Annotated in this window: 22 protein-coding genes and 2 tRNA genes; 4 read left to right on the top strand and 20 right to left on the bottom strand. The window is 49.0% G+C overall.

The genetic code is table 11. The features are described 5' to 3' along the window. Positions 1-410: 410 nt before the first annotated feature. The 19 genes from WCC56_RS06125 to WCC56_RS06035 form a co-directional block, all read right to left on the bottom strand. Positions 411-920 (bottom strand): hypothetical protein, encoded by a 510-nt coding sequence (locus WCC56_RS06125; protein ID WP_424691520.1) that lies wholly within the window; start codon positions 918-920, stop codon positions 411-413. 11 nt (positions 921-931) lie between these two features. Further along, entirely contained in the window at positions 932-1816 is an 885-nt protein-coding gene (locus WCC56_RS06120) for a hypothetical protein (protein ID WP_424691519.1), read from the bottom strand. A gap of 3 nt (positions 1817-1819) precedes the next feature. After that, the gene (locus WCC56_RS06115; RefSeq protein ID WP_424691518.1) at positions 1820-2533 is read right to left on the bottom strand and encodes a hypothetical protein; all 714 of its coding nucleotides are present in this window, start codon (positions 2531-2533) and stop codon (positions 1820-1822) included. Then, entirely contained in the window at positions 2520-5075 is a 2556-nt protein-coding gene (locus WCC56_RS06110) for a TcfC E-set like domain-containing protein (protein WP_424691517.1), read from the bottom strand. Before WCC56_RS06110 ends, WCC56_RS06115 begins: the two co-directional genes overlap by 14 nt. A 10-nt stretch (positions 5076-5085) precedes the next feature. Further along, positions 5086-5598 (bottom strand): hypothetical protein, encoded by a 513-nt coding sequence (locus WCC56_RS06105; RefSeq protein WP_424691516.1) that lies wholly within the window; start codon positions 5596-5598, stop codon positions 5086-5088. A 50-nt stretch (positions 5599-5648) separates the two neighbouring features. After that, on the bottom strand, positions 5649-6185 hold the full coding sequence (locus WCC56_RS06100) for a hypothetical protein (RefSeq protein ID WP_424691515.1): 537 nt from the start codon (positions 6183-6185) through the stop codon (positions 5649-5651). Positions 6186-6454: 269 nt separating this feature from the next. Further along, positions 6455-7699, bottom strand: coding sequence for a pilus assembly protein TadG-related protein (locus WCC56_RS06095; RefSeq protein WP_424691514.1), 1245 nt, complete (start codon positions 7697-7699; stop codon positions 6455-6457). Positions 7700-7752: 53 nt separating this feature from the next. Next, a complete protein-coding gene (gene tadF / locus WCC56_RS06090) occupies positions 7753-8274 on the bottom strand; it encodes a tight adherence pilus pseudopilin TadF (protein ID WP_424691513.1) in 522 nt (173 codons plus the stop codon). 31 nt (positions 8275-8305) lie between these two features. Further along, a complete protein-coding gene (locus tag WCC56_RS06085; protein ID WP_424691512.1) occupies positions 8306-8797 on the bottom strand; it encodes a TadE/TadG family type IV pilus assembly protein in 492 nt (163 codons plus the stop codon). Continuing rightward, positions 8794-9537: a tetratricopeptide repeat protein gene (locus tag WCC56_RS06080; RefSeq protein WP_424691511.1), complete on the bottom strand. Its 744-nt coding sequence runs from the start codon at positions 9535-9537 to the stop codon at positions 8794-8796. The genes WCC56_RS06085 and WCC56_RS06080 overlap by 4 nt, the downstream gene beginning before the upstream one ends. Further along, positions 9524-10363: a type II secretion system F family protein gene (locus WCC56_RS06075; protein WP_424691523.1), complete on the bottom strand. Its 840-nt coding sequence runs from the start codon at positions 10361-10363 to the stop codon at positions 9524-9526. Before WCC56_RS06075 ends, WCC56_RS06080 begins: the two co-directional genes overlap by 14 nt. Beyond that, a complete protein-coding gene (locus tag WCC56_RS06070; protein WP_424691510.1) occupies positions 10363-11235 on the bottom strand; it encodes a type II secretion system F family protein in 873 nt (290 codons plus the stop codon). The genes WCC56_RS06075 and WCC56_RS06070 overlap by 1 nt, the downstream gene beginning before the upstream one ends. A gap of 3 nt (positions 11236-11238) precedes the next feature. Then, complete coding sequence (locus WCC56_RS06065; protein ID WP_424691509.1) at positions 11239-12519, bottom strand: CpaF family protein; 1281 nt, start codon at positions 12517-12519, stop codon at positions 11239-11241. Next, the gene (locus WCC56_RS06060; protein ID WP_424691508.1) at positions 12520-13629 is read right to left on the bottom strand and encodes a tight adherance operon protein; all 1110 of its coding nucleotides are present in this window, start codon (positions 13627-13629) and stop codon (positions 12520-12522) included. After that, positions 13626-14930: a type II and III secretion system protein family protein gene (locus WCC56_RS06055; RefSeq protein ID WP_424691522.1), complete on the bottom strand. Its 1305-nt coding sequence runs from the start codon at positions 14928-14930 to the stop codon at positions 13626-13628. Before WCC56_RS06055 ends, WCC56_RS06060 begins: the two co-directional genes overlap by 4 nt. A gap of 38 nt (positions 14931-14968) precedes the next feature. Continuing rightward, on the bottom strand, positions 14969-15802 hold the full coding sequence (locus tag WCC56_RS06050; RefSeq protein WP_424691507.1) for a hypothetical protein: 834 nt from the start codon (positions 15800-15802) through the stop codon (positions 14969-14971). Between the two features lie 16 nt (positions 15803-15818). Then, positions 15819-16256, bottom strand: a complete 438-nt coding sequence (locus tag WCC56_RS06045; protein WP_424691506.1) for an A24 family peptidase — start codon at positions 16254-16256, stop codon at positions 15819-15821. Between the two features lie 105 nt (positions 16257-16361). Next, a complete protein-coding gene (locus WCC56_RS06040; protein ID WP_424691505.1) occupies positions 16362-16601 on the bottom strand; it encodes a Flp family type IVb pilin in 240 nt (79 codons plus the stop codon). A gap of 146 nt (positions 16602-16747) precedes the next feature. After that, complete coding sequence (locus WCC56_RS06035; RefSeq protein ID WP_424691504.1) at positions 16748-17299, bottom strand: winged helix-turn-helix domain-containing protein; 552 nt, start codon at positions 17297-17299, stop codon at positions 16748-16750. Between the two features lie 432 nt (positions 17300-17731). Between WCC56_RS06035 and murB the strand changes: the two genes are divergently transcribed. Both murB and birA read left to right on the top strand, forming a co-directional pair. Beyond that, positions 17732-18769 (top strand): UDP-N-acetylmuramate dehydrogenase, encoded by a 1038-nt coding sequence (murB, locus tag WCC56_RS06030; RefSeq protein ID WP_424691503.1) that lies wholly within the window; start codon positions 17732-17734, stop codon positions 18767-18769. Beyond that, positions 18766-19728 (top strand): bifunctional biotin--[acetyl-CoA-carboxylase] ligase/biotin operon repressor BirA, encoded by a 963-nt coding sequence (gene birA / locus WCC56_RS06025; protein ID WP_424691502.1) that lies wholly within the window; start codon positions 18766-18768, stop codon positions 19726-19728. Before murB ends, birA begins: the two co-directional genes overlap by 4 nt. A 34-nt stretch (positions 19729-19762) precedes the next feature. On the opposite strand, the gene coaA is transcribed toward birA, so the two are convergent. Then, the gene (gene coaA / locus WCC56_RS06020; protein ID WP_424691501.1) at positions 19763-20713 is read right to left on the bottom strand and encodes a type I pantothenate kinase; all 951 of its coding nucleotides are present in this window, start codon (positions 20711-20713) and stop codon (positions 19763-19765) included. A 571-nt stretch (positions 20714-21284) separates the two neighbouring features. Here coaA and WCC56_RS06015 point away from each other — a divergent pair. Continuing rightward, positions 21285-21360: transfer RNA gene (locus WCC56_RS06015), tRNA-Thr, on the top strand. A gap of 20 nt (positions 21361-21380) precedes the next feature. Then, positions 21381-21465 (top strand) — tRNA-Tyr (locus WCC56_RS06010). Positions 21466-21469: the final 4 nt, after the last annotated feature.

Genomic DNA, 21469 nt, shown 5'->3' with positions numbered 1-21469 from the left:
GGGTGAAGTTTGAGGCCCGCAGGGTGAACGGACGTTCACAAACTGCCGGGCATCAAACAGGCAATAACCCCGGCCGGAAGGTTGGGGTTTTTTGCGTTTGCGGGACGGATAAAAGTTACCCTGAAAGGTCTGTTTTGCCTCTAAAACGAAGCCTCATGTGAAAACATGGGGCTTTTTTTCAGTCAAAATTCAGCCTGTGAGGCTAACAATGACGTCAAAGTAGGGTGAAGTTTGAGGCCCGCAGGGTGAACGGACGTTCACAAACTGCCGGGCATCAAACAGGCAATAACCCCGGCCGGAAGGTTGGGGTTTTTTGCGTTTACGGGACGGATAAAAGTTACCCTGAAAGGTCTGTTTTGCCTCTAAAACGAAGCCTCATGTGAAAACATGGGGCTTTTTGTAGGCAAAATTCAGACTGAGGGGCTGACAATGACGTCAAAAGTACCCCGATAAGATCCCAGAGGATAGGTTTCACTGCGTTGTGTTGAACGAAAACCGACCTTAATCCCCTTTTGTTGGTCAGGTACATCAGCTAACGTGGCGTAAACTTGCTGATTATTCAAACTATAATCGGCACTCGCGGCACCTCCATCAACCCTTAACCAGTAGGTATAAAGCTTCATCCGATCGCTATTATCTGAAATAAGCTCACTGTTGGCCGGCGTATTTAGGGAGAGCGAAACAGAGCTGGCATTACCAATGAAATGAAATATTGGTGTGACACCTTTCATATATCCCTCTTGATCTTCCAGCTTCAGACTAAAAGCGGAGTCAGTCACATCTTTACCATCAACGTAAATATGTACAGCCGTACTGATCTCAGCCAGTACATCGATCGATGTTTTCACCGTCACGGCTGAATAAGCTGGTGTGGCAGAGGTCATCATCAGCAATAACGTGGGGATAAGCCTGATTTTCATACATTATTCCTTTAACTGTCAGGGGTGATAACGGCCGTCAATGTGTCCAGAAGCCTTGTGCCTGCCGGCAGCCCCCATGTTTGTTTTCCGGCGAGGGAAAACTCAAGCATAATCACATCACTTGTGGTTTTGCCTGCAGGCAGAGTTCGCTGATACTCACTGCCCGGAACAAGGGTTTCTTTCCCAATATGGATTTGATAGGGCACCAGTCTTTCTGTTGTCTGGGCACGTAAATTCCACTGATTATCCCTTTGTTGACTGGATTCGAAGCTCAGCTTGTAATTTAATGCCGCACTGGGGGCCAAAGCGGTTTTAGTGACACGCAGCCGGGCGTTGCTGTTGTTATTCTGCCTGTCTCCAATCAGGCCGAGGGACACTGTCGGACTGTCAAAAGTTGCAGAAACCTTAGCCGATTGCTGCTGCAGTTCGTTCAGGTCCAGAGACACTGAGAACAAGACCGGAGGACGATTGCCAACGGTGAAGCTAACTCTGCCAATTTGGGTGACGGGTGATCCTGCCTGTTGCAGCAGCGCCGACGGGGGCCCCTTCAACGAGGCTGAGGCTAGTACCAGGAGCAAGCGATCCTGGTGAACGGCTTCCAACCTTATTGGCTGGCCACAGATCAAGCGTTGATCATCCTGTTGCACCTGCAATATGAGGGTTAATGGCGGCACGGCTAAATTGCCATTTTCACACCTGGCTGGGCCGGTAGGCAGAATATGCAGGGTAATGGCTTCACCTGCTGGTTGACGCTGAATTAACCGGCCTGCTCCGCCAGACCCTCCTTCTACGATCAGTCGTAACGTGCCGTTCGGCTGTGGATGGATCACCAGGCTGCCATCAGCACTCACCAGTGCTGGGATCAGTAATAATCCCCATAAGAGAGAGGTTCGCATGGTTTACACCTTCCGTTGGCAAGCTTCGTAAGTCTGCTGCTTACCCTCAAACTCAAAAACAAGGCGTTTATTGACGCTAACCGAACGGGCATATTCAGGATAGATATTGAAGATTTTTTGGTCTTTTCGACCATCAACGACCAGGTCACGCAACTCGCTACGGACATTCCCGGTAGCAGAAATGGTCCACTGATTGCCCTCGCAGCTAAGACTAATTGCCTGAACGTGGCTACCTGATGGCAGGTAGCGAACTAAAACATCATAACCAACGGCAAAGCGAATTTTCCCCTTATCCATTTCCTGTTCGGGATAGCTGGGACGGACACGTAAACGATAAACTTTTTCAACTTTGATCTCTTTAAGGGGAAGCAGGCGAACCTTACGATGTTCACTGTAGGGAACGACGAGTTTAGTGGGCGAGAAAATCAGGTCAGGGTCCGCCTTCCCCGATTCTTTAACCCGTTTCTCGTTACTGTCACCTGGGTTAGTAATGTGAAAAAGTTCCAGCGTGACAAACTCATAGCGCTGGCTATCGACAGGACTTAACTCCTCATTTTCAGCCGGGCGGCTTCCTGACTTGACTGAGATATAGTTCTCGCGCGGTGTTTCCTGGCTAATCTCTTTAACAATAGGAAACACTTCGATAGCATCAGCCTTTATCGCCGGAATAAGTAAGGTTGCCCCGGCAGAGCAAAGTAGCCATTTATTGACTTTCACAATTAACCTCCCGAATTTGCATAATTCCCTGTGTCATTTTTATCTCCTGTGCATTTAGTGGGCAGCGGTAGGTTTGCCCCTCTTTGCTGACTGAAAGTGAAGTCAACTGGTGTTGGGTTTCCAGGCTGAAATCACCGACAAACAGCCCTTCTTCGTCGGATAAGGCATTGGCGCCAACTATCCTGGCCTCAGACAGCGGTTGCCCGCCGTGGAGCAGTCGACCAATGACGGTAAGATTCTGGGTAGCCTTAAGTTTTACGTGATAGACCTGGCCAGGCATGGCCCTTGTTGACTGAGTCTGGGTGCTCAGATGATAGAAGGCGCTGAGATCGGAGGTGAACAGCTGCTCGGCTTCAGGCGCCACTTTCTGATAGGGGGTAATATTCAGCGTGGTGCTTTGGCCTCCTTTAATCACCACCGGTTCACGATGACTATTACTAACCACGTAGTAGTGATCTTCCGGCAGAGTATCAGCATCGACGATCAGCGCCGCATCGCTTTCCACTTTTCCCCATGCCATCACACCCTCGCCGATGGCAAAACCACTGCGTTGTGAAAGATAGTGCTGGTTGTAGTCAGAAGATCCAAAAGATCGGGATGTCCCTGCGGAGGTATAGCCAAAACGGTTATCAACCGTAGCACTGACGCCGGTGTTAGTGGTGTTGCCTGGCCCCCTGTCAGTGCTGATGCCCAAGGCGTATTTGCTACCACGATCGAACTCTGGGTTATCAAGATCCAGCGTATAGTCCGCGCTGTAAACATTATCACTGCGGTTGTCGGTCATTCTGGATCGCAGGTGTAAGGCCTGATAATGGTTATGGCTACGCTCGCGCATGCCGAGAGAGAGTTGGGTATACAGACGGTTTTCAGTGACAGCGTTGTGGTTCTGGCGACTGCTGTAGGTGTTAATACCATGGTGATACCCGAGGTCTACCCGCAAGTTGAGCTGCGTGCTGAGAACGAAATCGCGGTTAAGCGTCAGGTCCCAGTTTTCAAATTCTGTTTTATGTTGACGACCAAACTCCTGATAAAAAGTATTCAGACCGTAATTGAGCCCTAATGCCATATTCCAGGGGAGAAAAGTGTTTGCACCAAATTGCAATGTTTCTAAGTCATAAGCTGGAACCAGGCCATAACGGCGATAAGCTTGTTTCTCTCCGCGATACTGATAGTGGCGATAGCTGGCGTTCAGCCCCAGGTAAGGCAGACTCTTCATCATTCCCAGCTGATATCCCAGGCTATTTTTATCACCGAAGATCCCGTCGATATAGACCCTTTCTGTCAACCAACTGTTGATCGGAATATCAAGGCTGCCTGTGCCATAAACCAGTCGGTCATCAACGAGTACGCCACTGCCCAGAGAAAAAGCCGACTCGGTAGTCCAGGCAACAGCCAGGTTAGCAAAAGTGTGATTATTGAAACTTTCACTGTGGGTGTTGGACAGGCAGTCCCGGCAGTTTTGTGTCTTTGAAGGGCTACGTTCACCCTGATGCGGATCGTAGCGACCAAACTGCGTTATATACTCAATCTCCCCCGCACGAAAGGCTCCGGTGCGTTTAAAAAATGATTGGGTCGTTTCTTCTCGGGCCCCATTAGCAAGCTTGGTTACCAGTAAGACGTTATAGCCTCCGGAGGGCCAGCTACGGGTATCAAGATGCTGCAAACCAGCGGGAAAATGCTGTAAATCGATCAACCGGCCATTACGATAGATCTCCACCGTTCCGGCTTGCGCCAGATATAAGACAACTGGTGAGGCAGCGCCACTGCCCTGAAAGACAAAATTGTCGCTCATGTAGCCGAACGAAATCCCGTCAAAACTGACCGGATTAAAAAAGCTGTAATTTACGGACGGCGTGCTGTTATTCAGATTGTCGCTCATTCTCTGGCGACCGGCTTTAAACCGCTTATTTTCATGTTCAAGATAGAGGGCAAACTCCTCCAGTTGCACATCGACATTACTGGCATAATTCCAGTCACTTTTCAGGTAACTGTTGCCGGTAAGGTTCAACGTCTCGCTGGCACTTATGCTGTATGAGTCGCCATAAGAGTCGGTGAGATAATTAAGGTTATGGCTGTGAACAAAACCTGAGGTCGAAAGGTGACGAAGATAAGTGTGTTGCCGGTCAGGGCGTTCGGTACTGAATAAGCTGCCCGGAAAAATCAGAGAAAGAGAGGAGTTAGATTCATCCAGCCACACGACAATATCTTTGTCAGCTGAACCCTGTGGCCCGACTCTTTCGAGTGGACGGGAAAGTAATGCCAGCAGCTCTGCCGCCGTTATCTTCAAGGGCGGCATTTCAACGGCCGTTATCTGCTCAACCAGTAAGTTGGGCGAGTGGAGCAAGACTTGGTTACGATCATACTCAATACTTAAGGTTCCCAGAGATTCATCACTGTAGAGGATCTCGACAACCTCTTGTTGTCTGGAGTTGAAAATCGCCTCAAACCCTTTTGGCACGGCTATTTCTGCCGCTTTTGCCGGAAAAAACAGGGCCAGAGTAATGATAAAGAGCAGTGAACCGGGGGTCTTCTGACCATTCATTATTTAATCCCTAAATAACCGGTGTTAGAAGCAGCGTGAAAGTGTTGGCGTAGTGGCCCTTGGTGTAACGACCAGCTAAAAATTCAGAAGTGAAATGCACTTTAATGCCATTGTGAGTCGTGGCCTGGCTTATGGAATGAATGACAGGCAACTGCAAGAGTTTGCTGGCATCGGTCTCAACCCCTCTGAAAATAAATCCGCCTGCGAGGGTGACTTTATCGCTCCCACCTGTAACCTGATGCAGATAAAAATTCTGTTCTTCGAATGCCACACTGACTTTTTCAACGTTGCCAACAATGTGAAAAAAAGCAGATGTGTGTTCGAATTTCTGGCTCAAACCATTAACCGGAAGATAAAAATCAAATCGGTTTCCTGCCACCGGTTTGTCCTGATAATAAAGTGCAATTCTGGCCACGGAATCTGCGGTTACCTCAAGCTCTATCTGGGAAGGACGTATACTCCAGGCACTGTGGCTCCCAGAGATTATTAGCAAGATATAGATCGCTGCTGTTTTGTTTTTCATATCCATAAGGCAGGGGTAAAGTGATTTACCCCTGTTCCTTTTATAAGAAATTAAAGTTTGGCGGAAAGATTCGCGTAAACGGTACCTGAATAGTGACCTTGTCCAAGGTCTTTATACTCTTCATTTGAAACGAAGCGGAATACTACGGGTAGTTCACCGTGAGAACCCGTGCTTAACAGGGTGAAATCATTGTTGCTGCCAGAGGTGGCGAATTTTTTAGGTGCACCGGACGTAATTGCATGGATTTCATAGGTCATGCTATTCAGCACGTCACCTTGAGTGCTAAAGAGGTTAAAAGGTTGATTATCACTAACATTACCGTCATGCAGCGTCAGTGTCACCTCTAACTTTTGAGGGTCATTGTTCCAGAGTTTCAGCGCAGGTACAGTTGCCTCCATGCGACCAGAGGCGGCGGCAACCATTTCCACATTGATATCTGATATCGGGCGTCCACCTGCATCGGTGATCATTGCGCTGTCCGGAACATTGGCGCTAACATTGAACTTAGTGTCATAACTCGCGGGTGCTGCTGCGAGTGCAGACGCAGAAAAAACCATGGCACCTAAAACTGTTACTGTTTTTTTCATTTCACTATTCCTTTGATAAAAAAACAACCATTCTCCCTAAAAGAAACTCGCTGGTACTTTTAAAGAGACGAGGTTCTACGAGTGATAATAAAAAGGGGAGTTGGCTGGCTTAATTATCCCCCCTAATAAATATCACTGGAGAACAATAGCGATTTTTTCCCTTTTCGTCTCACTATTATTTCCTGGTTACTCTTTTAAATTCTTATTGTTGGCAATTGTTCAAGTTAATTAAAGTCGCTATCGTTTCTTTACTGGCAGGTTGATTATCATTAATCCTTAATGACGTTATGCCCCACTTCTTCAAAGACTGCCCGATGTAAATAGTCCTCAAGCGAGCTCACATTATGGGAAAGATAAAAATTCTTATCGCCAACACACCGTTTCCAGTCGACGGTGGGTTTATAGCCGATGCCGATAAATGCGATTTTCCCAACTGACTCTGGCGTAGTGATTGCCTGGCGGATGCGATCACACATCCCGGCATTAATTAACCTGGGGGTAAGCGTAATCTTTGCGGGATCATCTTTACCATCGGAAACAATCACCAATACCTTTCTGGTCGCTTTGCCTTTAACCAGCTCTTTTGCCCCCAGCAGCACGCCCGAACTGACCAATGTTCCCCCCATTGCGGTCATACTCTCAATCTTACTGAATTTTGCCAGTTCGGAAGTGAGTGGCACCTGAGAACTGACGCTGCCCTTCAGGCAGGCACTCTCACCGACGTTGCTCAACGGGAAAGTGATTTCATTCACTTCATTAGGAATGGCAGCCACCGTGCCTTTGATATCAATGTAATCCTCAATCTCACTGGAAATGCCTTCTTGCAGCAGGTTGGGAGGGACGGGTGAAGTAATAACAAAGGGAAAATCGCATCTGTTGCCCTGTTTGCCTCCCCAGCCAAAAGGGATAAAGCCAGCCTGATTTCCAGCATCATAGCTGTAAAGCTCTCGAGCCAGCTTTAATACGATGCGTTTCAATTCATACAATTTGCTGCCTCGACCGGCAAATATCTCTTTCATCGACCCCGAGAAATCCGTAACGAAAATCACATCAATGCTGGAGCGATATTTTCGCGCTGCCCCGTTTTCACCAATCCTTTGCTGCTGGTCAAAGCTGGGAAACAGCGAAGAGGCAAACCATGACTCCTGCAGGGTCTGGCCGCGGACACGGTACTCCACGTAGGAGAGATTGGTGCTACTGACCCCAGAGCTGAAAGTGATGTCTGGTCGATAGACAGCAATGTCATGGCGCATATAAGCACTCAAATAGTCTGCGGCCAGCCTGTCATTCCGCGCGGCACCGTTACCATTATCTTCAGCAGATAACGCCAGCGCCGCCTGTTCCATAGCATCCGAAAGGCGGGCACGCTCGATAATATAGCGCGAGCCTTCAAGCCCTAAAGCGATTACGCCTAACAGAAAGCCAGACAGCATGACGAACGTCACGGCAAACGCCCCGCGTTGATCGTCTCTAAGTCTCTGCAAAGACATCAGCGAGTGAGAGAGTAAATTCATAGCGTTCCTTACTTGGTCTCGGGAAGGCAGCCTGCCTTCAACGTTGAACTGACTTAACGCAGCATCACGATAGCAAAAGATGTTAGCAGCGGATTTTCCTCGCCCGCGAAAAGGCGAACAAACCAACTGGTTGTGGGTAAGCAAACGGTGACCTGATAAAGCGGCACCCAGCGGCCATAACTGCCGCGTGGAGTCAGCTGCAGTTGGTTGGTAAGTGGTTCAGGCGGCAGGCACTGTGCCCCTTCTTTGCCATTGTTCCAGCGGGCATAGGTTTGGATCTCTTTGCGCAGGTCAGTCTGACCAGTGGGGTCCTTAAAATGCATCTCCTCCACATGGATTTGCAGCCTGGAAAGGTCGGCTTTACTGTGCATATCACTCAGCATTCGTCTGGCGAGTCCCGCAGCAATATCAACATCTTGTTGATTCAACCTTTCACGCCCTTCGAAAAGTTGTATCCGCTCACGCATCAAGCTGGCAACGGAATAGGCCGTTCGATCGAGTTTGCCGACGGTTGCCTGGCGGATGACCAGATCGGTCAGAAACATCAACAGGACAAAAAGGACCAGAGAGATCATCACAAACTCGATCGAGACGGATCCCCGACGATCAGTGCATAAATTTGGAACGCTCATACTCCTGAACAAAGATCACCTCACGGACTAATAAGTTAGTGGCCCAGAATTCCGGGAAAGGAAAAAACATGGGGGTATAACGAAAGGCAAGCTGGTAGCGTGCGATCGGTTTATTCAGGGATGAGGAAGGGCTGCCTCCAGTGCTGATCATCTCCTGCAATGTTGAGGAGTAAGTGATGTTGATTTGTACTGCATCAGCAGTGGTCACCGATCGCCATAACACGCCACCTTCCTCCGTCAGCCGCCTGCTGAAGCGATCCCGATAGCTGCTGTTTGAAGCGGCTGGCGCATTCTTTGCCTCTTTTGCTGCTTCCGATACGGCCAGATCGATAACGGCAGAAATGTAGGCCAGGCGGGCCGTTTCGAAGATAAAAAACACCATAAACAGAAAAGCGATGAGGGTGAACGCAAACTCTATCGAAGCTGCTCCTCGCTGGTTGATAAACAGGCTTGTTAAGCGGTTCATCCTTCGATCCTTTTACCCAGAGGGGTGAGCTGTGCAAGGGCTTCTGTCAGTGCCTCTGGATTGCGGGACAATTTCTCCTTACGGATGATCTCATGGGCATAACGGGTTTCGCCGACTTTAACCAGGCACAGGATCAGGTTATGTAACAGCGGCTCTTGCTTGTGACCTTGTAAATATTGCGGCAGCAGCAGGTCAATGGCCTCCTGATATCGCTGCTGCAGCATGGCCAGCATGGCCAGATTATTCAGCGCCACTTCATCGGCAATGAAAAGTGAGCGGGCTTTTTCCAGCGATCGCTGTCCTTCCCCCAATTGATTATTCATTGCCTGCGCAATCCCCCGCAGATTCCAGGCATCAGCCTCTCTGGGGGCCATCTGGATCATCCTGTCGGCGACCTGGATCGCCTGGCTGTAATGACCGAGCGCGATCAGGTCCCTGGCTTGCAGGGAATAGAGGGGAAGGGTTGGGCTTTGCAGGAGCGGTTGCAGATAATAAAGCGAAGATTCTGCGTCACCAGAAAGAGAGTAATAGTGGGCAAGTTTTAACCGGGTTTGTGGATCTTCTTTCTGCTTCAGCCAACTTCGGTACAGGGTAATCAGCCCGCCATAATTTTTGACGTTGAGCAGAATATCCTCCTGATATTTTGCCTCTGAGGTGTTCATCGCTGGGGGAGTCTTACACCCAGTCAGCATTGCTGCGCACAGCAGCAGGGTGGTGCAGGAAGCGTTAAAATATCGCATTGTTCATAATCCTTAAAACGCCTGGGGCGGCAATCAATACAGTGACGGGGAACATAATGAACAGGATCAGCGGGATGCTCATGCGGGCGCCCAGTTTGCCAATCTTCTCTTCCGCAATGAGTAACTGCATTTCACGAATATCCTGTGAAAGTTCGATCAGGTTTTCGTATAGCGAGGTGCCGTAATGCACACTTTGTTGCAGGATTGCGCAGAACATCCTGAGTTCAGTGAGATCAACGGAGTGGTACAAATCTGTTAATGCTTCTTCCAGTCCACTGACCTCGGCACGTTTAGCCAGCTGCTGCATCATCCCGGTCAGGACTGGGTCGATGTCATCGCTGCGCCAGGCAGTGAATTTTAAGGCATTTTCAACCGTCATCCCGGCCTGCACACAAACCGCCAGCAGATCGATGAAATAGGGGAGAGCTGCAGACATTTTCTTTGTGCGGGTATTCACTGCTGCCGTCAGCAGGATGGCTGGAGTAACGATGCCGATCATCATCAATAGCAACAGGCTGATGGCTGCACTTTGCCAGTCGAAACGGATAAGCCCGATCAGCTTTAAGGCGATCAGCCCGACAGTAATGCCACAGGACAACAATAATTTTTGCGACAGACTTTGATCCAGACGCTGCAGGAACAGTAACCAGGCAACGTCAGCCACGATCAACGCCCGGAGGTCAAGTGTGCCCCGGCGGGTTTGCAGCTCTGTTTCGTGGTGATTGTCGATAAGCTGCCGCTGGCGTGCCACCCGGCGCTGCTGGCGAACAAACCTGAAGCCAATCCAGCTCCCCAGCATCACCATCAGCAGATAAAAAAAGATCATCACAGCGCCCTCCTCAGCAACATCCAGATGATGCCGATGCCGAGAGTTTCGCTGGCGAGCACGTAATAAAGGATCAGTTGGCCGGCAGGATCGTTAAAAATGAAATCGAAATTCTCCGGGCTGAAGTACTTCATTCCACAGAAAAAGAGCAGGGGAATAGCCGCCACGATTTTTACCGAGCTACGGGCTTCTGAGGTCATTGCCAGCTTACGGCGCGTCATATTCTTGCTGTTGGTAATGATGCGGATTAGCCGACCGATTAGCATTCTTAGCTGGCCACCGTGTTGAAGACTGACCAACATCACCACCATAAAAAAGTAGAACTCGTTGTAAGGATAGGATTTACAGGCATCGCTGAAGACGCGTTCGGGTTCTTCTCCTACCGAGAGCCGCCGGTCAATACGTTTGAAGGTTTCTCCCAATGGCCCGGAAATACTCTCGCCACAGCGGTGCAGCGCCTGATGAATACTGTTCCCTGCCGACACGGCAGCATTGATGACGGAGAGCACTTCCGGAAAACTGTCCTCAAAATAGCGGCGCTGCGCGGAACGACCGAGCCGTAACTGGAAGATGAACAGCAGGAACAAAATAACCGGCAGGAAAAATATCAGGCTAAATCCAAGCCAGTTAGCATTGAGGAACAGCAGCGCCAACAGCAGGCTTAGCGAGACCAAAGCGCCTTTCATCCCCTTCAACGAACGGTCACCCAGCGCATAGTGGTGCCACTCATTACAGCGTGCGCGCAGGTAGAGAATGGGCGGAAAAGCACGTTGCGGCGTGTTGTTTTGGCTCATTGACCGAGTCAACTTTCGCCACTGATAAAGATGTACCGTCAGGAGCCCAGCACCGACCAACACCATCAGATAGGCCATAAGCTACTCCATCCCAAAAATCTGCTTAAGCTCATCGCTCAGCTTAAACATCGCGGCATTACGCATCACCACCGAGCGGACTAGCAGACCGTGATTAATAAATTCCCCGCTGATTTTGGCTTCTTCTGTGCGATCCACTGCACTGCGAAAGGAGAAAATATCCTGCAAGATGACACGATCTCCTTCCATCCCCATGACTTCGCTGATGTTCATAATTTTTCGCGAACCATCATTCAGACGAGAAACTTGCAGGACGATATTGACCGCTGAAACGATGTTGCGGCGAATTGAGTCGATCGGGATATGCATCCCCGCCATCATTACCATGTTCTCCAGCCTGGAGAGGGCATCTCTGGGGCTGTTGGCATGCAACGTTGACATCGATCCGTCGTGGCCAGTGTTCATTGCTTGCAACATTTCAAAGGACTCTTCGCCACGACATTCGCCGACAATAATGCGGTCCGGCCTCATTCTCAGGGCGTTAATCAGCAGGGCGCGCATAGTGATTTTTCCTGTATTTTCGACGCCAGCCATCCGGGTTTCCATGCGCAAAACATGAGGCTGCATCAGTCGCAGCTCTGCTGCATCTTCCAGAGTGATAATGCGTTCAGAGGCGTCGATGTATTTCGACAGCGCATTCAGAAGCGTGGTTTTGCCTGAGCCGGTGCCACCAGAAATAATGATGTTGGCGCGGCAACGGGTAGCAATGATCAGGAAGTTGGCCATCTGGCTACTGAGGGCCCCTAAGGCCATCAGGCTCTCCAGTTCCAGCGTGTTTTTGCCGAATTTACGAATAGACATAGCGGTGCCATTCAGCACCACAGGAGGAATGGCGACGTTCAGTCGGCTTCCATCGGGCAGCCGGGCATCCACCAGAGGCTGGCCTTCGTCCAGGCGACGTCCCACCTTTTGTACTAATCGTTTCGCGATATCGGTGAGCTGCTGATTGTTGATAAAACGACAGGCAGTCAATTCGAGTTTGCCAAAGCGTTCGACGTAGATTTGTGCCGGGCCGTTGACCAGGATATCGCTGATTTGATCGTCTTCGAGCAGCGCCCGAAGCGGGCCAAATCCGGCTATCTCATCAGCCATCAATTCAGCCATCAGCTGCTGGGCCTGGTGGTGGAGGTAGATATTTTTCTCCGTAAGCACTCGCTCCAGCAGTCGGTTGGTCTCGGTAAGCAGTAACGTTCGGTCCTGAATCAGATGCTCGATTTTGTTCACCTCCATCGTATTCAGCACACCTTCCCGCAGGGTTTCCTGTAATTCGATGCTGATATCCATTTAACGGTCCTTGTTCTTTACTGCCCAACGAGAGGCTGAGAGGGTTTTAGCCGGTTCGCCAAGGATCTGTAGAGTAAGACTTTCCAGTGGCGTGCGAGTGCTACGACGGCGGAACAAGGAGCGCGACTGACCGTGCCAGGGAATGACGAAATGAAGCTCTCTTCCCAGCAGCGACTCCATGTCTTCTTGCGTAAGCATCTCTGGCGCTGGTGGGCGGGTATCATTCAGGCAGAGTAATAAGCGGCGGGACATCAGGCCTGCGCGGTTGATAGCCTCAACAGTGTCAATCATCCGGCGCGCCAGTCTTATCGAGGTCATTGACCGGTCCATCACCAGCACCAGACAGGAAGACTGTCCGGCAATCTGGCGCAGCGTTTCCTTATCTGCCGTATGGATAGCCTGATCAAACAGCACGAAGTTATAGCTGAGGAAGCTTTCCTGACTGAGATCCGGTAAATAAGCCTCCCCTGAGCGAAGCGCGTCGAGGTTCTTGCTGACCTGCGTGACGTCCTGCTGAAGTTTCTTCCCAGCCAGCAGGTCAAGGTCCTGTGAAGCTGCACTCCCCTGAATATATAAGGTAGGGGCAGGGCGTAACTGGAGGATACGGGTTGCCAGTTGCCAGGCTATCCAGGTATTCCCCACACCTCCTTTACACCCAAGCACGCTAATGCTCAGCGCCCAGCGGCGGACAGCTAAGGTGGCACCAGAAATGGCAGCCTGAATGACCATCTCGCGTTGCGCGCTGAGGTTAAAATAATGGATGCCATAGTTGGCGAAGGATTGCGCGAGGGTGATGGAATCACTGTCACCGACCACACAGCACCAGACATTACGCGGAATGATGGCTAATAAAGTGGTTACCACACTCTCTGAGCAGCTGAGTGGGCCTATGTCTATTATCACGCCGTGAGCATCAGCCGAAATTTGCAACGGCACCACACTGGCCAGCGTTTGGCTGAGCATCTCCACCTGGGTGAACCCGGCAAGACGCAGCGAACGCGCCAGCTCGCTGTTCACTTCCTGGCGTGTGGACAGCACAATAAAGGGTTTTTCCTGCGTCGATTTCCCGTCCTTTTGCGGAAAAAGGATCGCTCCCATAAGAGGTTTCATTTAATAAATCCTCCTTTTTCTACAAACTCTCCCGCTAATTTTCGCTGGCGCACGTTTTGAATCCCGTTGACGTGGAAAAAGCGCGACATCGTTGAGCTTCGACGGAAATCAGGAAAGACCACGTCATCAGCCGTAAGTGGCTTAACCAGCGTCACGGTGGCCACAACGACCAGTTCTGTTCGGGAACGTTCGGTTTGGGCATGGCGGAAAAGGGCACCTAATATCGGGATTTCACCGATAAAGGGCAGGCGGGCCAACTCTTCGCGTTCGTTATTACTGATCAGCCCACCCAGCAAGAAACTTTCCCCATCGGCCAGTTCAACCGTGGTTTTTGCCCTGCGTGTCTGAAAGGTAGGAAAGGTTTCTCCGGAAGCGATATTAAAAGCACTTTGAACATTGCTGACCTCTTCACTGAGGGTGACGCGGATCCGTTCGCTGCTGCTGACTTTGGCGCCAACATTGAGTTTGATGCCGAACTCTTTGTACTGAACTGAGGTGCCATTTGCCGAACTGGTCAGCACCGGGACTTCACCACCGACCAGAAATTCGGCCGTTTCCCCGGAAAGCACGGAGAGATTTGGCTCAGCCAGCACTCTGGCTATGCTGTCATTGCGGATGGCATGGATCATCCCACTGAGCGTATCCGCATTGAATTTCACAAAACGAAAGGCGCCAGGCGTGATGCTACCGGTATTGCCCGTTATGCTGCCCCAATCAATACCAAGGTTGTCGCTAAAGGTTTTGGTTACCTCGACCACCGACAGCTTCACGTTGACCTGATTGGTCGATAATAATTTCAGGTTGTTAATAACATTGGGATAGATAACATGATCTAACCAGGCAATGGGGGAAGAGTCACTGCTGCTGCTGCTGCTGCTCGAGACACCTTCGCCAACGATTTTATAGACGTTGTCCCGCTCTTCTTCTGTGGCAACTGTGCCACTGATGACATAGGTATTGACCACTTTATGCAGCGTAATCTGGTGTTCTGGGATAAGGGCACGGATCTGTTTTTCCAGTGAGCTTAATAAAGGGTCGACGATCAGCGTGACTTTAAGGATCTGTTGACTGTTTTTATTGAAGACGGTCAGTTCAGAGCGGCCATCGGTTTGACCAAAGACGATCAGGCTGTGAGTTCCGATGACTTCGTAATTAGCAATCTTGGGTGATGAGATGAATACGGTATCAATATTGTCACCCACATCAAACACCTGAGAGTCTCCAGGTGACAGATAGATCTCAGTAGCATAGCTTGCGCAGGTGAAGAGAAGTGAATGTAAAATGAATAAGCCTGCTTTCATTGAAAGAGAGAAAGAGCAGTTGTGAAGGGTTTTAATGTTCACTTATTGCCTCGTAATTCTCTGACAGGCAGCAAAGGAGTTAACTGAGGTAAGACCTCATTTAGCGAGAGCTTCGAGTTATCAAAATCATCCTCGTTTGAAGCCGGTGACATCAGGATTTCTGCATATTTCTCCACAACGCGGATTTTCTTCATCTGATCCTGGGTCAGGCGAACGATGACTTCACCGACGGTTTCATCTGAATTGAATCTTTTCTCTGGTAATGTAGAGAAGGAGATGATTGTTAACGGTCCAAGGAATCGGGTCAGGGTAGATCCAGACCTTTCGCTGTCTGATATCGGGCTGCTATCATGCCCTTCACTACTTCTGGTAAGTCGTGTATTTTTATGTTCTGCTATTCTCAGATAAAGGACGACGTCATCACCTACGCTAAGAAAATTGAGCAGCCAGGCATCATCAGACTTCAATTTAATTGAGTAGGGAAGTTCATTTTTCTTGAGGCTGTTTTTGACGAATGTTGCACTCAGCGGAGATTCAAGCATTTCAGGTAATAATGTGCTCCCTTCTGCGACCGAATGCAGAATAAGATAACCTTTGAGACTGGTCGGCGGCAGCTCCGGGGTTTCCGTTATTGTCTGGCTTTCCTCCTCAACTTCAACTTCGGTAATCTTATAGTCAGCTGGTGATAATATTTCATGGGCATGCAGTTCCCTGGTGGATTTTGCAACAAAAATGGTTTTTCTTACAGCGCTAAGCTCAGGAATGCGCTGATTTTGAAGTGGGATATCACGTGATCTGTTTTGCAGAAAAATACCCGCCAGCCCAATAAAGATGACAATGAGAGAAAGATAAAAGAGTGTTCTGTTATTCATAATGGCCCTGGGTAGTTTAGTAAGGCGCAACGGTAATCGGATAAATACTGATAAATGCCAAAGAAATGGCTAATCCATATGGAACCCCGTGCAGGCGAACGTTCCGGTTAAAAAAGATCAAGCCGAATAAAGCGATCACACCGCCCCAGAAGGCAGTAGTGAGTAAAAATGCGGTGAGCGCAGAACTGGAAAAGGGAAGAGACAATAAAGTGAGTAGCTTCACATCGCCTCCGCCAATGATATGCAGCGTGAACAGGATGAAACAGACAACAAAAACCCAACATGCGGAAATGAAGTTAGGAAATTTTTTTTCAACTATAAACAAGGGAACCAGAGCCACGGTAAGCAGTAAAAGGTTTTTGTGGCTAATCATTCTGGTGGTGATGTCCCGCCATGAGATGAACATCAGCATCAGTGCGACAAGCAAAAAGTCCATTTTGATCAGCCAGTCCATTTTCTCATTCCTGAATTCAGTAGCGAGGAGGATCTGCAAGGTTTTAGAGCTACATTATCCTTGCAGCGGCTACAGGGTGAAAAACGTATCTATAAGCTACAGAGATTAAGGTGTGCCGGGATTACTGCTAGTGACACTTTCTATCGCATCAGCTATTTTCTTAAATGATTCATTTAATTTCCCCAGGAATCCTGACTCGGTATTACCAAGAATGACTGACAGTAATGTCGCCATAGCAACACCGATTAAGGCATACTCTATGGCTGTGACACCTCGCTGGTCTTTTACCAGCTGTTCCATGCGGACATACGTCAGAATAGAGTATTTAGTGATGAAGTCGTTCATGCGTTAATCCTTTCGTTTTTAGTTATCCATTTTTGGATGTGATGTCAGTGTGAAGCCAACCGTTCCTCACTGATGGCAAGCAGAGTTAATAATATCTGGCCTCAGTAGTCCTCAAATTAAGTATAATTTTTATTATCATTCATTAATTATGCTGATTGTGAAAGAAGAGAGAGAACCATCATGGTTAATGTTGTTAACCAGCAAACCGCTAGCACCGCCAAAGTCGATATAAATATATCCCACTTTTTACTGCGGCTGGTTTTCTGGCTATCAGGCTGAGTATTTGCTTGTTCAGGAGCGAGAACAGAGGATTGGGTGTCCAAAGGTGATAATAAAGGTGTTTCTGTGTAAGCCTTATCATCGTGGTAGGGGACGGATAGCTCTTCATTCCTTGAGACTTTACCAACGTATTTTACACCCCGGCGAGGGATAGTCTTTATCAGCGAGCTGGAAAGACCAACCAGTTCGAATGATTTTCTGAGCGTGTAGATCTGGCCATAATAGCTGCTGTCACTGACTACTCCACGCTGCTCATGCCAGATTTGATTGATGATTTTTTGCTTATCATTTTCACCTTCCAGTAACAGGATCAGAAAACGGTAACTGTTTTCTGACAAGCTAACGATGTTACCTGATACGCTAATCAAGAACCTTTTTTCTGGCACGAATTTAACACCATTGTCTAATAAAAATGTCATGAAATTTCCCTAATAACATTCATCAGAAAACATTTTGATGATTGAGTATCCATGCTGGTTTATGACTGTTCAAACAGAGGTGGAACTTATGGAAAATCTAAGCCTAATCAAATGGTAATTATCTGATGGTATTGAGTAACTATAACGCTCTTAAGGCTATCGTGCACCTCATTAAACCTCAGAAAGGCTTTGAAATGCTCATTGTTAAATAAAATTGAGGGTTTTAATGGTGGAGGAATGTAGTGGTATTTAGTTTTCTTTTCTCTGGCTTTGACTAATTCTATTTCTGAGGATTAATATGATTTGTTTTGAGTTTTTTTGTTTTTTATTTCCAGTCATCACCAGAAAAATTTGTATTAGCCTAAAATCTTCTGCAAGCTTACGGAGGGATGGGGTACACTCTTCAGTAGATTATTTTATTAAGGTTTGAGCATGTCCTCTCAACATAACTCTCTACACCCCTGGAATACTTTCGGTCTTCATGCCCATGCCGCTAACCTTGATGTGGTGACCAGCGTGGAGTCGCTGCTGCACGCCTGGCAACAGAGCCTGCGGCAGAAAGAGCCCGTGTTGTTAGTGGGTGAAGGAAGCAATATTCTCTTTTTAGAGGATTTTTCCGGTCGCGTGATCGTCAACAGAATTAAAGGCATCCAGATTGAGGAAGACCAGCAAAGCTGGCATCTGCATATCGGTGCGGGTGAAAACTGGCACAATTTGGTGCAGGTGCTGCTGGAGAAGGGGATTCCGGGACTGGAAAATCTTGCGATGATCCCAGGCTGTGTCGGCTCAGCACCGATTCAAAATATTGGCGCTTATGGCATTGAACTTAAGGATGTCTGTGCCTACGTTGAGGTAGTGGATCTGAACAGTGGCGAAATAACGCGGCTGACGGCAGCAGCCTGCCAGTTTGGCTATCGTGACAGCATTTTCAAGCAACAGTATCAACTGGGCTATGCCATTATTGCCGTAGGACTGGTGTTGAAGAAGCAGTGGTCTCCGGTCATGACTTATGGCGACCTGAGAACGCTTGATCCACAGACGGTCACTCCCCGACAGATATTCGATGCCGTCTGCGCTATGCGCAGCAGTAAGCTGCCTGACCCGGCTGTAACAGGTAACGCTGGCAGCTTCTTCAAGAATCCGGTAGTCAGCGCCGAAGTTGCGGACGCTATTCGCACGGGTTACCCAACGCTTCCTTCTTACCCTCAACCTGATGGCAAAGTGAAACTCGCTGCTGGCTGGTTGATTGAGCAGTGTGAATTAAAAGGATTTAGCTTTGGCGGGGCGGCAGTTCATCAACAGCAGGCGCTGGTTCTGATCAATAAAGAGAACGCTACGGGCAGTGACATCGTGGCTTTGGCGCATGAAGTCCGCCAACGGGTGGGCACGAAATTCAACGTGTGGCTGGAGCCTGAAGTGCGCTTTATCGGCGCTCAGGGTGAGAAAGATGCTGTCGGAGTGATTGCATGAAAGCGAATACCGTCCCGTTAACGCTGATTGGCCTGCTGGCTGATGGCGATTTCCATTCTGGCGAACAACTCGGCGAACAGCTGGGCATGAGCCGTGCCGCGATTAACAAGCACATCCAGACCCTAAAGGATTGGGGGATTGATGTCTTCACCGTCACCGGTAAAGGCTATAGCCTGCCAGCCCCTATGCAGCTGCTAAATGAAGAGAACATCATGGCGCAGCTGAAGGAAGGGCGTCTGGCCGTTATCCCGGTCATTGATTCTACTAACCAGTACCTGTTGGAGAGAATGGATACGCTGCAGTCAGGCGATGCCTGTGTGGCGGAATATCAACAGGCAGGCAGAGGCAGACGTGGTCGCCAGTGGTTTTCACCGTTTGGCTCTAATCTCTACTTATCCATGTACTGGCGACTTGACCAGGGTCCAATGGCCGCAATGGGCTTGAGCCTGGTGATTGGTATTGTGATTGCTGAAGTGCTGCAATCTCTGGGGGCGAAAGACGTTCGCGTTAAGTGGCCAAACGATCTGTATCTGAACGACCGTAAACTGGCCGGTATTCTGGTTGAATTAACGGGGAAAACCGGCGATGCGGCTCAGCTGGTGATCGGCGCGGGTATCAACCTTGCTATGCGCTCACCGGATGCCAGTATCGTTAATCAGGGGTGGATAAACTTGCAGGAAGCCGGGGTGAGCGTGGACCGGAATACATTAACGGCACAGCTGATCAATAATATGCGTGAATCGTTACCGCTCTTTGAACGTGAGGGGCTCGCACCCTTTATCGACCGCTGGGGTGAGCTGGATAACTTTATCAACCGGCCGGTTAAATTGTTGATTGGTGATAAAGAAATACCGGGGATTGCGCGAGGGATTGATCAGCAGGGTGGGTTAATTCTGGAGCAGGACGGGGTGAGAAAATCCTGGGTGGGGGGCGAAATATCGCTTCGACCGCAAGAGTGATCGCAATAAGAGAGGGGCTGATGCCCCTCTTTTTTTATTTCCGCAAGCGGACCAAATCTACAGCATGATCGCTGCTTTTGGTCATTATCAGGCTGGCTCGTTCCCGGGTTGGTAAGATATTTTCCTTAAGGTTCATAAGGTTAATCTCTTCCCAGAGCTGAGTTGCCACGCCTACCGCTTCCTCTTCTGAGAGTTTGGCGTAATTGTGGAAATAGGAGTCTGGATCGGTAAATGCCCCCTGACGGAATTTCAGGAACCTGTTGATGTACCAACTTTGCAGCAGGTCTTGGGGGGCATCAACATAAATAGAGAAGTCCACAAAATCAGAGACAAAGACATGATGCGGATCGTGAGGATAATCCATCCCGCTCTGTAACACGTTCAGCCCTTCAAGAATTAAGATATCAGGTTGTTGCACAACCTTGTCGCCCTGCGGAATAACGTCATAAATCAGATGAGAGTAGACAGGAGCCGTGACCTGCGAAGCGCCTGATTTCAGATCTGAGACGAAATTCACCAGGCGGTGCATATCATAAGACTGCGGAAAGCCTTTCTTCTTCATCAGGCCGCGTTCTTTTAACACCTCATTGGGGTGTAAGAAGCCGTCGGTGGTGATTAACTCTACACGGCGATGTTCCGGCCAGCGGCTCAGCAATGCCTGCAATACGCGGGCCGTGGTGCTTTTCCCCACGGCAACGCTGCCAGCAATACTGATGATATAAGGGATTTTCTGGCCATTGGTTCCCAGGAACTGCTCAAGCACAGCCTGACGACGGACGTTAGAACTGATGTAGAAATTGAGCAAACGTGAGAGTGGAAGGTAGATCTCTGCCACTTCCTCAAGAGATAAATCTTCGTTTATCCCCTTTAAACGGGCAATTTCCTGTTCACTCAGTGTCATAGGGACTGAATCGCGGAGCGCAGCCCATTGATCACGATTGAATTGTAAATAGGGGGTGGTCAACAAGGGGTCTTTTTTGCTCATATGCATGCTTCTGCCAGCAAGAATTTGCCTGTCGTAGAGTTAACTACTCTGTCCAGGGGGATAAACCCGCCTTTTCCAGCTCATGTGACTAAGGTAAATTTCAGAAAACAATGGGCAGGAGGTTACCACCAGAGAGACGGTAGCTGAAGGAAAAATAAATTCTGCGAGCGCAAACGCAACGGCACCCGCATTTATTGAATAATGTGCTGGCAATCAGCAAAAGAAACTGATTACCCCTACGAATGAAGACGCCTGAACGAAAGCCGTTCTTACCCGTCCTTCTCACTGGGTTCTGTCCCTGACTTATCTACTCTACTAAGCTTATTTTTCTGGCTTGATGACTTTTTAGTCTTGTTCTGGCGGCAGGTTAACAACTTCGTGCAGTGCAATCGCAAAATCATGCGCTTTAGTACTGGTTAAAAAATCGCTAAAACGGCGCTTCTTTGAACGGTTTTTCTGGGTCAGAGCGATAATTTGCGAAGAATTGCACAAATAGTAAGCATAAGAACATTTATCGCAATTTTTTTGTTGCATCGGAGGCCAGGTCTTCCTAGAATGCGCACCACTTGATGCCGGCTTAGCTCAGTTGGTAGAGCAACTGACTTGTAATCAGTAGGTCACCAGTTCGATTCCGGTAGCCGGCACCATCAAGTAACGAAATACCCCAGGTGGGGTTCCCGAGCGGCCAAAGGGAGCAGACTGTAAATCTGCCGTCATCGACTTCGAAGGTTCGAATCCTTCCCCCACCACCATTTC

The organism is Erwinia sp., assembly GCF_049696395.1.
GTDB lineage: Bacteria > Pseudomonadota > Gammaproteobacteria > Enterobacterales > Enterobacteriaceae > Erwinia.
This window is presented reverse-complemented; position numbering and strand designations above follow the sequence as displayed.